Consider the following 10,194-nt stretch of genomic DNA (forward strand, 5'->3'; position numbering starts at 1 on the left):
CATTTGTTTTTAAGACAATTAATCTTTTATTCTTGATGCTCTAATCAATGGATTTTATAAAAGCAAGAGGGGTGGTTGTTTTTATCAAGTAAAATAGGAATAGCGTTATGCAGCAAAAAATAGCAATACAAGATGTTACCAGTTTTATTGGGAAAGAAGTGGGATTATCGGGGTGGCGTCTTGTTACACAGGATATGATTAATCAGTTTGCATGCGCTACAGATGATCATCAATGGATACACGTTGATGAGGAAAAGGCTAAAAAGACACCTTTTGGAGGCACAATTGCTCATGGGTTTTTAACATTATCGCTTTTATCTACGCTCGCTTATGAGGCTCTTCCAGAGTTGGAGGGAAGCACAATGGGGATTAATTATGGTTTCGATAAAGTACGCTTCATGAGTCCTGTGAAAACAGGGGTACGGGTACGTGCGCGTTTTGTGTTAGATGATGCAGAAATTCGCCCTTCTGGTCGAGTGGTTTTCCATTATGGGGTTACGGTAGAAATTGAACAGTTAAAAAAACCAGCTCTTACGGCTCAATGGCTTATTGTGGCAGTGATGGGGGAAAAATCTTCCAATATCTAGATTAGTTTGAGTACTTTATTTTATAAAATTTTTGTACAATTCTATTAGAAGTTTCTTCAATGATAATATTGAGAATAATCTATAGGGTGATAGATATCCTGGAGCTATCATAGCGTTTATAGCCATAGTAGATTGCTATCTTTCCTAGATCGTTTTGAAGAGGAGTTTCCTAATGAAGATAGTGCATTGCTTCACGCTTTTGTTTATAGCATTCTTTAATGGTATCACAGCTCTCACATAAAACAGAATGTTTCAAATGGAATATACTTGCGTTGCTAATTCACGGGCTTATTTTAAAGAAACATCTCTCAACGCTCGTCACACCCATTTCGCAATGGCGCCTGTGAATAGTATAACGGTAAAGCCATTGAGCATCCCTATATCTTTATGCTTGTGAAGAAGAAAACCGGTACTATCATATTATATGCTAGCACCTTATATGCTAGCACCCAATGTTAAGACAGGTCTTGGTGCTTGAGATAATTCATAAGAGGCACGCCTTCCTTTCTTGTATAGTTTTTACTCACACGGCTCTTCCCGCTTGTAACATGCAAGCGAGAGGTTTTGATTGATTCGATATGGAACAAATTTTGAATGAGAGAATCTTACGGTATTCAGAATTCTCATTCAATATGAATAACGTCATATTATCACTATAAATTCAATATGTTATCTAAGGTTGGGAAAGGTCGTGACCAATGTCTTAATTTGACATGATAATTTATCATTTTTATGTTAAGAGAGAGTCTCACATACTGTGAGATCTCTCATTTTATTCCCTTTTATGTTCAATCCGTTAAAACTATTTTCTTTCATGTTACAAACGGATGGGGAGAGATAAAAACTGTTTAAGAAAAAAGTTCCTAATCTCTTATGAGCGTTTTCGATAGGCAAGGGTTGTTGCACTTGGAAAGTGGCAAAGAGGATGATGGTATTGGTATGTGAAATTCTAAGTCTTTTAATGTTTTGTTTTATCAAGTTTTTGTACGATTTTATCAGAAGTCCATTGGGTTATAATATTGAGTATGATCAAAAGAATGATGACAATGGTCATGATGAAGGTATTATAGCGTTGATAGCCATAGCGGATTGCCATATCCCCTAAACCGCCTCCACCAAGATATCCAGCAAGTGAGGTGGCTCCTATGAGAGAAATGACCATGACTGTAAAACCTGTAATCAGGCTAGGGAGAGCTTCAGGAATAAGAACATGTCTGATAATTTGAAGACGGCTTGCGCCCATAGAGCGGATCGCTTCAATGAGACCGTTTTCAACGGTTTTAAAAGAGAGTTCCGCCATGCGTGCATAAAAAGGGATAGCTGAAATGGTCAGTATAAAAATTACAGCAGGCATTCCTATCCCTCTTCCTACAACGATACGCGTAACGGGAAGAAGATAAAATGCAAGAATAATAAAGGGAATGGCACGAATACTGTCAATGATGATGCTTAAAGGGCGATTGATGAGAGATGAGGAAAAAATCCCCCCACGTGCTGTTGTGTGAAGAAGAAGACCAAGGGGAAGTCCTATAATAAATGCCATAAAAGAAGCACTAAGTGTCATCAATATTGTATCAATAACAGCTTGGGGAAGTTCATGAGACAAAACATTAAACATAACCTAACACCTCGCAATATCGTCCTTTTTCTGTTAACCATTGAACGGCTTTTTTTAAAGCTTCTTTATCTTGAGCAGGAAGAGCAAGGAAGAGGCGCCCGATGGTTTCGCCTTGGACTGTATCAATGCCACCATGGAGAATACGTGCTCTTAAACCACTCTCATTTTCTAGAAGATGAAGAAAAGGCTGCTGGGCAATTTCACCGGCAATATTGATTTCAATGACAGCTTCTCGCCCGATTGGTTTGAGATTTTTCGCAAATTTTTCAGGAAGTTGCGGGGTGACAAGCTTGAGCATGGCTATGGTTGTATCGTCTTGCGGTGATGTAAAGATGTCTTTCACACGTCCTTCTTCTACGATGTTCCCCTGATTAAGAACAACAACGCGATGCGCTATGGTGCGCACAACTTCCATTTCATGGGTGATGAGCACAATCGTGAGATTGAGGTGTTTATTAATATCAGCAAGGAGCTCTAGAATAGATTGTGTTGTTTCAGGGTCAAGAGCAGAGGTGGCTTCATCTGATAACAATATTTTAGGATTAGCAGCGAGCGCACGAGCAATGCCAACGCGTTGTTTTTGCCCCCCTGACAATTGTGCCGGATAACAATATTCTTTTCCATATAACCCAACCAATTCAATTAGTTCAAGGGCACGTTTGTGGCGTTGTTTTTTACTTACACCACTTAATTTAAGCGGCAATGCAATGTTATCAAGAATATTTTGCGATGAGAGAAGGTTGAAATGTTGAAAAATCATCCCAATTCGTTGACGGTAAGGCGCCCACTCTATCTCTGATAGATTTGAAATATCAACACCTTCAAAAAAAATGGACCCTGCATCAATCTTCTCTAACCCATTTAAACAGCGGATAAGTGTTGATTTTCCTGCTCCACTGCGCCCAATAACCCCAAGGATTTCACCAGCATGGATATTTAAAGAGAGATTATTAATTACCGGAACACCAGCCGTTTTGTTAAAACAACGGCTGATGTTTTTTAAGGAGATAAGAGTAGGTTTTTCCATTCACAATTACTCGGATATTTGGCACAATTACCAAGAAGTTTGGGCGGTTTTGCCAAAAATCTCTTTTATTTTTGCACGGATGAGATCGTTGTTGTAAGCGGCAACTAATTTTTTAACCCATGGCTCATCTTTTTCGCTCGTGCGTACAACGATGATATTATCATAAGGATTATTTTTTGCACTCTCCCATGCGACGACATCTTTTTCGAAGTTTAATCCGGAAACAATAGCCCAGTTTGTGTTTATAATTGCAAGATCAAAATCGTCAATAGCTCGCCCTAACATACCAGCATCGAGCTCACGAATTTGCAGGTTTTTAGGATTTTCGATAATATCAAGTGGAGATGCAAGAATATTATGAGGATCTTTTAACTTAATGAGACCTAAAGAATTGAGAAGAAGTAAGGCTCTTCCACCATTAGATGGGTCGTTCGGAATACCAACATGTGCACCATCACGTAGATCTTTTAAGTCTTTGATTTTGTGCGAATAAACACCAATTGGAGCAATAAAAGTATAGCCAACAATTGAAAGTTTATAGCCACGTTGTTTCATTTGTTCATTAAGATAAGGGGCGTGCTGAAAAGCATTCGCATCGATCTCTCCTGCGTTAACAGCGTCATTAGGCAAAGCGTAATCAGAAAAATAAACGAGTTCAATATCTAAACCGGATTTTTTAGCCTGCTCAGCAGCAGTTTTCCAAATAATCGCATCCCGCCCTTCCATAATACCAAGTTTGATTTTTGATTTGTCTGTAGCCATGACGCAAGCAGTAGATAAAAAAAGTGCAAAGAGAGAGAGGAATAATCCTATAATCTGACTGCGAGAAAAAATTTTTAATGTCATGTGCTTTTAACTTTCTTTTCCAAGAGATTTTTTGAGGGAAGTTTCAATATACTCTGTATTTTTTTAGGAAGATTTAAAGTTATACAAGCTTTAGAGAATATTCAATCACTTTTATTTTTAAAAGATTATTATTTTTCCTTTTATTTTTAGTATTTTGGGGGCGTATCATCATTCATTCTCTGTAATTCAGGCAATCAATTCTTTTATTGCAATCATTTGTTGAGGGAACCAATAACACTTTAAAAACTTCTTTAAAGGACGATTGGTTGAAGAACCAAACAATCAGATGATGCTTTAGGCGTAAATTCATGAAGAACATACTGCGCAACCAAGATCAAAAGTCCGTGTTCGTGTAGAGGGGGGAATAAAGAGAGATTTTGTTGCAATGTTGTGGGGTCTTTTTGGCGGGAAATAAAGGTTGCTGATCATTGGATTTAAACGCGGCAAATTTTTGCAAAGGCGAAATTTTGCCCTTCACATGTTTTGAGAGAGGAAGAAAAATAATGTTAAGAAAGAAATTTTTATCAACAACAATGATTTTATGGGCTTTGGGAGCGTCGGGGGTGGTTGTGACTGCTTCTCACGCGGAAGCTGGAACCATTGCTGGAACAGTTGCTCGTGTTGCATCAGGTCAGGTATCTTTACGCACAGGTCCTGCAACAGCTTATAAAGTGATCACAATGGTTCCAATGGGAGCAAAAGTGCAAATTTATGGCTGTTTATCCAATAAAACTTGGTGTTCTCTTGGTTATCATGGAAAAGTTGGTTGGGCATCTGCACGTTATGTCAATGTTAGCGATGTTCCTACCATTGCTTTTACAAAGATGCCAGTAAAGCCAAATGCTATGATAAAATCGTCACAAGTAAAAAAAGAAAAAGTAAAACAGGCTGTTTCCGATTTTAAAGTTCTTCCGGCGATTCAAAAAACACGGAAAAATATGCAAAAACTATACAGAACAGATATGATTATCGATTCTACAGGTGTCAAGAAAAGGGATGAACGAACAATTTTAAATCCGTCGCCAAAAGCACAAGAAGTCTCTGTAAAGCGCGTGAATGCTTATAACCCTTTGTTTCCTGATAATGTCAATTACAAAAATTTTGAACGTAACGAAACGCGTTACCGTGTTGTGACCTATCCTGCTCGATAAAGGTAAAGTTAATTTCACAACCGGAATGACAAAAAGGATCAGCAGCATGAAGCAAAAAATGCTTATGCTGCTAATCCTATTCTACGATAAAATGGCATTAAGGTGGCGATGATTAACTTAAGGCGGCAAGGTATATTATGGATATTCAGAGTAAAATTGTTAATATCCCGAATCACAGTCCTTTAAAATGGCGATATGAATCCTCAGCAGGAGATAAGATCCTGCTGAAGAGAAACCGGACTTTTGACAGACCTGCGAGGGCTCTTCATCCTTTTGGACAGGGCGTTAATTTGCGGACTTAGGCTTTATCAAATTACGAGAAATGAGCAATTCAGCAATTTGAACGGCATTCAATGCTGCTCCTTTTCTTAAATTATCGGCGACAACCCAGAAAGCTAAACCATTTTCAACGGTGATATCTTCACGAATGCGGCTAATAAAGGTGTCATCTTCTCCTGTACATTCATAAGGTGTGGTATAGCCACCATCTTCGTGTTTATCGATAAGCTGACAACCGGGAGCATCGCGGAGAAGCGCTTGTGCTTCAGATACGCTTAGTGGTTTTTCAAATTCAACATGGACAGCTTCGGCATGACCGATAAAGACAGGGACCCGAACAGCAGTGGCCGTTAACTTAATCTTCGGATCGAGAATTTTCTTTGTCTCAGCAGTCATTTTCCATTCTTCTTTTGTATAACCATCTTCCATGAAAACATCGATATGAGGAATGACATTAAAGGCAATGCGTTTAGTGAATTTTTTTGATGTAATTGGGTCAGCAACAAAAACTGCACGTGATTGTTCGAAAAGTTCATCCATTCCTTCTTTACCAGCTCCAGAAACCGATTGATATGTAGAGACAACAACACGTTTAATGATTGCAGCATCATGGAGTGGTTTTAAAGCTAAGACCAGTTGAATTGTTGAACAATTAGGGTTTGCTATAATATTACGTTTAGAAAAGGCATTTATAGCTTCGGCATTGACTTCAGGGACGATCAACGGAACATTGGAATCATAGCGCCATGTGGAGGAATTATCGATGACGACACAGCCGGCAGCAGCGATTTTAGGAGCATATTCTTTGGAAATGCTCCCTCCCGCAGACATAAGACAAAAATCTGTGTCAGAAAAATCGTAAGTATCCAGTGCTTTTACTTTTAAAGTTTTATCTCCATAAGAAACTTCTTGTCCTAATGAGCGTCGTGATGCTAGAGGGACAATTTCATGCGCAGGAAAACCACGTTCTTCTAAAATTGTAAGCATTTCACGACCAACATTTCCGGTTGCGCCGACAATTGCAACTTTAAAACTCATTTTCTATATACTCCTCATGTCTCTCCACGTTTATTCCCCGTGCTATACTCAGGAGAGAGTGAGTTGGTCAAGGAACATCATTGAATTATATTTTTGATTTTCAACAACTCAATTTTGTACACATCAATCATCATCAGCACAATAAGTTGTTTTATTTCAAATGATACGTCTTTTTAATCTTTCAGAATTGAAAAATTGAATATTGTACGCTAAACTGTTATCTCTTTTAGAGAGCACTTTAATTAAGTGAATTCTGTATCTTCTGTCAATTGTTTACCTTCACACTTTTGAATTTTTTAAGGATGCTATTACGTATCGCGTTGGGGGAATTTAAGTGTTGAAGTATTTGATCTTCTCCCTATGCCTTTAAAAGCGAAGCTTCCTATTCAGTCTGTAAACAGCCAGATTCTAGCGGTACTTTTAGCAGCTTCCCATTTTTCACTTGAAACTTAAGGCTCAACAAGCAAGCCTAAAAATATTAAAAAAACATTTGAATGTTTCAAGGAGGTATGAATGCTTCATATTCTCATACCTTAAATGATAGAATTTATGGCACAACAAGATAAACTTAAGTATCCATTATATAAATAAATTCTTATGAAAGTTATACATATAGTTTTTTCGTGTCTGTTTTTTACTTTAATCCTGTTATGCTATAAAATATCGTCATTTGAAGTATGGTGGTATAAGATCTTTAAGCTTTTTTGATATATTTAAGTATTTTTTTAGTGCGTGGGAATATTCTTAGGCTTGTTTGGCGAGCTTCTTGTTTCAAGTGGATTATATGAGTGGAAAACCGTTGAACACCTCCATGTTTAATGTTTAAAAAAAGAGTAAGTTAGCATCATCATATATTTTTTCAGCACTCAATGTGGCTACAGTTCTTGGTATGTGAGACTATTCAATTAAGAGGTATGCCTTTTTTGTACATTTTTACTCACACGCTAACTCTGCTTGTAATGTGCAAATAAATGATTTTGATTGATTCAATATAGAACAAGTTTGAAATGAAAGAATTTTATGATATTTGAGACACTTATTCAATATACATAACGTTAGATTATCATTATAAATCAAAGCGCTATTGCTAAGTTAAACTCGTTAGAATTCGGACTATTTACAGACCAGATTAGATTTAAGAATTTTCGTTCTCATAAGGTGTGTGGAGACAGTCAAAATTCTTTTCAATGTTATTAAGGACGTTGATTGTTCTTTCAGTGAACTTATGAAAATAAGGGATCATTTTTTTCACCAGAAATTAACTGCAAAATAGCTCGTTGTTTTTTGCGGGTTAGCATTCTAAAACTTTGCAAAAGTAAATATTCTGCTTTGCTTTCTATTCTGTCATCACAATGATAGAGGGGATCTTCTTTTTTTGTGCTATCAGCATAAAAGAAGGAAACGGGAACATCTAATATATGAGCAATTTCTTGTAAACGTCTTGCACTTACGCGATTTAAACCTTTCTCATACTTTTGAATTTGTTGAAACGTTACGCCCAAATGACTCCCTAATTGTTTTTGAGAAAAACCCATGAAGTTTCTTCTAAAGCGAATTTTTTTGCCTAAAGAAATGTCGTAAAAATGTAGATTTTTGGCTTGCACTTTGCTCCCCCTCCGGTTGCGAGCGCCCTCGCATTAGTATTCCGGGGTCTGGCAACACATTGATTTATAATAATAAATCATCCTTTTTCAACTTGAATCATAACTCCGAATATAGTAAGATTTTCTCATCACAAACCCTCTCAGATTGAATCAATTAATATCACTTGCTTGCACGTCAAAAGCGGGGCTGGTGTGTGGGTAAAAATGAGGAAAGAAAGGAGTAAAAATGCCTCTTATGAATCGTCTTAATGCAAGGGCTGTCGCAACATTGGGGGCTGGCAAATATAATGATGGTGCCGGCTTGCTTCTCCATAAGCGTAAAGATGGTGGTGCTCAATGGCTTTATCGTTATACCATTCATGGTCGGCGCCGCGAAATGGGCTTGGGTGCGTTGCGAAATGTTTCTTTAAAAAAAGCCCGTGAATTAGCAAATCAATGGCGTTCTGTTTTGCATGAGGGGCGTGATCCCATTAAAGAACGTGAGAAACAAAAGCGTGAGGCAATAAGTAATCTCCATTATTTAAAAGACATTGCCTTAGATGCTTTTGAAAGTCGTAAAGCTGAATTAAAAGGAGATGGCAAGGCTGGGAATTGGTTTCTACCTTTACAACTTTATATTCTCCCCAAATTAGGCTGTATTCCTATTTCAGAAATTACACAAACAGAGATACGCAATGTTCTTGCTCCCATCTGGCATGCAAAAGCTGCAACCGCAGAGAAAGCAATAAATCGTCTTAATATTTGTCTCAAACATGCTGCTGCTTTGGGGCTGGATGTTGATTTACAAGCAACGATAAAAGCACGGGCTCTCTTAGGGAAACAACGCCATAAAGCACAAAATTTACCAGCAATGGACTGGAAAGATGTTCCTGCCTTTTATCAGTCACTCTGCAAAACAACAACAATGACACAACTGGCTTTGCGTTTTCTTATTCTTACAGGCGTTCGTACACGTCCTTTGCGCTATATGCATGAAGATCAGATTGATGGGGATATATGGACCATTCCTGCTGAAAGTATGAAAGGACGACGCGATGCTACAGAAGAATTCCGCGTTCCTTTATCATCAGAAGCACTAAAAGTGATTAAACAAGCACGCCTTTTATCTCGTAATGGGTTTCTTTTTTCTGCAACCGGTCGTGGTCCCCTTGCACAGAACAGCATGTTACAATACATGAAAAAAACAGGACTTGAAGCCTGTCCGCATGGTTTTCGCTCTAGTTTACGTGATTGGCTCGCAGAAACAACCAATGCCCCTTATGAGGTCGCTGAAACCATTCTAGGTCATACGGTTGGGGGAAAAGTGGAGCGTGCCTATCGTCGGACTGACTATTTAGAACAGCGTCGTATTTTTATGGATAGATGGGCTTCTTATGTTACTGATCAAAACAATAAAAGTTGTGGATAGCTCTATGCCTCCATTTTCCTTATTTTATCCATAACGGATAATACAATCACAAATTATTGCTTCTCTTGATAAAAAATCACAAGATATTGTTTTTTTGCTGGAAAAGTTTGCTACGAATTGCTATTTATATATAGTTAATAAACAGTGATTCTATCATTTAATATAAAGGGGATTCCATGATTCCAAACGGACCACTCCTCACAGTACGTGAGAGTGCAAAACTACTTAATATAAGCGTTTCAACACTTTGGCGGCGGGTCGCTGATGGCTCGGTACCAAAGCCTTTAAAGATCGGTTCCTTAGCGCGCTGGTTACAATCTGACCTTTGCGATGTAATCGAAAAGGCAAAAAACCAACGTGGCAACGACGCCGCCTAAAGAAAACTTCGCCTTATAGGACAGACAAAGTATTTCGACTTTCGCAAATCCCGAAATAACAGAATCTGTCCTGTAATGCAAGTAGCAGGAAGGGATTTTATGCATTTTACAAATGCTACAACAAGCAATGCTTATGCATTGCATACAACAGCTCAAAAAATTACTTGTGCATTACGTGGAGTTTGGCATGGGCGTTATGGAATAGCCCGTTGCCCTGCTCATGATGATAGGCTGCCTAGCTTATCCCTTGCCAATGGAC

9 protein-coding genes and 1 pseudogene are annotated in these 10,194 nt (G+C 38.2%); 5 read left to right on the forward strand and 5 right to left on the reverse strand.

Annotated elements, in window-relative coordinates; all coding sequences use genetic code 11:
• Nucleotides 1-107 precede the first annotated feature (107 nt).
• Nucleotides 108-587 (forward strand): MaoC family dehydratase, encoded by a 480-nt coding sequence (locus ACFIJK_RS06870; RefSeq protein ID WP_273723586.1) that lies wholly within the window; start codon nucleotides 108-110, stop codon nucleotides 585-587.
• 958 nt (nucleotides 588-1,545) lie between these two features.
• Here ACFIJK_RS06870 and ACFIJK_RS06875 read toward each other — a convergent pair.
• The 3 genes from ACFIJK_RS06875 to ACFIJK_RS06885 are packed head-to-tail and all read right to left on the reverse strand — an operon-like array spanning nucleotide 1,546 to nucleotide 4,078.
• Complete coding sequence (locus ACFIJK_RS06875; RefSeq protein ID WP_375627324.1) at nucleotides 1,546-2,205, reverse strand: methionine ABC transporter permease; 660 nt, start codon at nucleotides 2,203-2,205, stop codon at nucleotides 1,546-1,548.
• The gene (locus tag ACFIJK_RS06880) at nucleotides 2,198-3,232 is read right to left on the reverse strand and encodes a methionine ABC transporter ATP-binding protein (RefSeq protein ID WP_375626659.1); all 1,035 of its coding nucleotides are present in this window, start codon (nucleotides 3,230-3,232) and stop codon (nucleotides 2,198-2,200) included. The genes ACFIJK_RS06875 and ACFIJK_RS06880 overlap by 8 nt, the downstream gene beginning before the upstream one ends.
• Nucleotides 3,233-3,259: 27 nt before the next feature.
• Nucleotides 3,260-4,078 (reverse strand): MetQ/NlpA family ABC transporter substrate-binding protein, encoded by an 819-nt coding sequence (locus ACFIJK_RS06885; protein WP_273723580.1) that lies wholly within the window; start codon nucleotides 4,076-4,078, stop codon nucleotides 3,260-3,262.
• Between the two features lie 503 nt (nucleotides 4,079-4,581).
• On the opposite strand from ACFIJK_RS06885, the gene ACFIJK_RS06890 reads away from it, so the two are divergent.
• Nucleotides 4,582-5,229, forward strand: a complete 648-nt coding sequence (locus ACFIJK_RS06890) for an SH3 domain-containing protein (protein ID WP_375626661.1) — start codon at nucleotides 4,582-4,584, stop codon at nucleotides 5,227-5,229.
• Between the two features lie 285 nt (nucleotides 5,230-5,514).
• On the opposite strand, the gene ACFIJK_RS06895 is transcribed toward ACFIJK_RS06890, so the two are convergent.
• Nucleotides 5,515-6,546: an aspartate-semialdehyde dehydrogenase gene (locus tag ACFIJK_RS06895; RefSeq protein WP_375627325.1), complete on the reverse strand. Its 1,032-nt coding sequence runs from the start codon at nucleotides 6,544-6,546 to the stop codon at nucleotides 5,515-5,517.
• Between the two features lie 1,223 nt (nucleotides 6,547-7,769).
• On the reverse strand, nucleotides 7,770-8,150 hold the full coding sequence (locus ACFIJK_RS06900; RefSeq protein ID WP_375627326.1) for a helix-turn-helix domain-containing protein: 381 nt from the start codon (nucleotides 8,148-8,150) through the stop codon (nucleotides 7,770-7,772).
• Nucleotides 8,151-8,376: 226 nt separating this feature from the next.
• On the opposite strand from ACFIJK_RS06900, the gene ACFIJK_RS06905 reads away from it, so the two are divergent.
• The 3 genes and pseudogenes from ACFIJK_RS06905 to ACFIJK_RS06915 all read left to right on the forward strand — a co-directional run.
• Nucleotides 8,377-9,558: a site-specific integrase gene (locus ACFIJK_RS06905; protein ID WP_015856774.1), complete on the forward strand. Its 1,182-nt coding sequence runs from the start codon at nucleotides 8,377-8,379 to the stop codon at nucleotides 9,556-9,558.
• Between the two features lie 176 nt (nucleotides 9,559-9,734).
• Nucleotides 9,735-9,935, forward strand: coding sequence for an AlpA family transcriptional regulator (locus ACFIJK_RS06910; RefSeq protein WP_015856773.1), 201 nt, complete (start codon nucleotides 9,735-9,737; stop codon nucleotides 9,933-9,935).
• Between the two features lie 99 nt (nucleotides 9,936-10,034).
• Nucleotides 10,035-10,194, forward strand: a pseudogene (locus tag ACFIJK_RS06915) (virulence-associated protein E); the annotation flags it as partial.

It is taken from the genome of Bartonella sp. PS17NMGDW (assembly GCF_042193555.1).
Classification (GTDB): domain Bacteria; phylum Pseudomonadota; class Alphaproteobacteria; order Rhizobiales; family Rhizobiaceae; genus Bartonella; species Bartonella grahamii.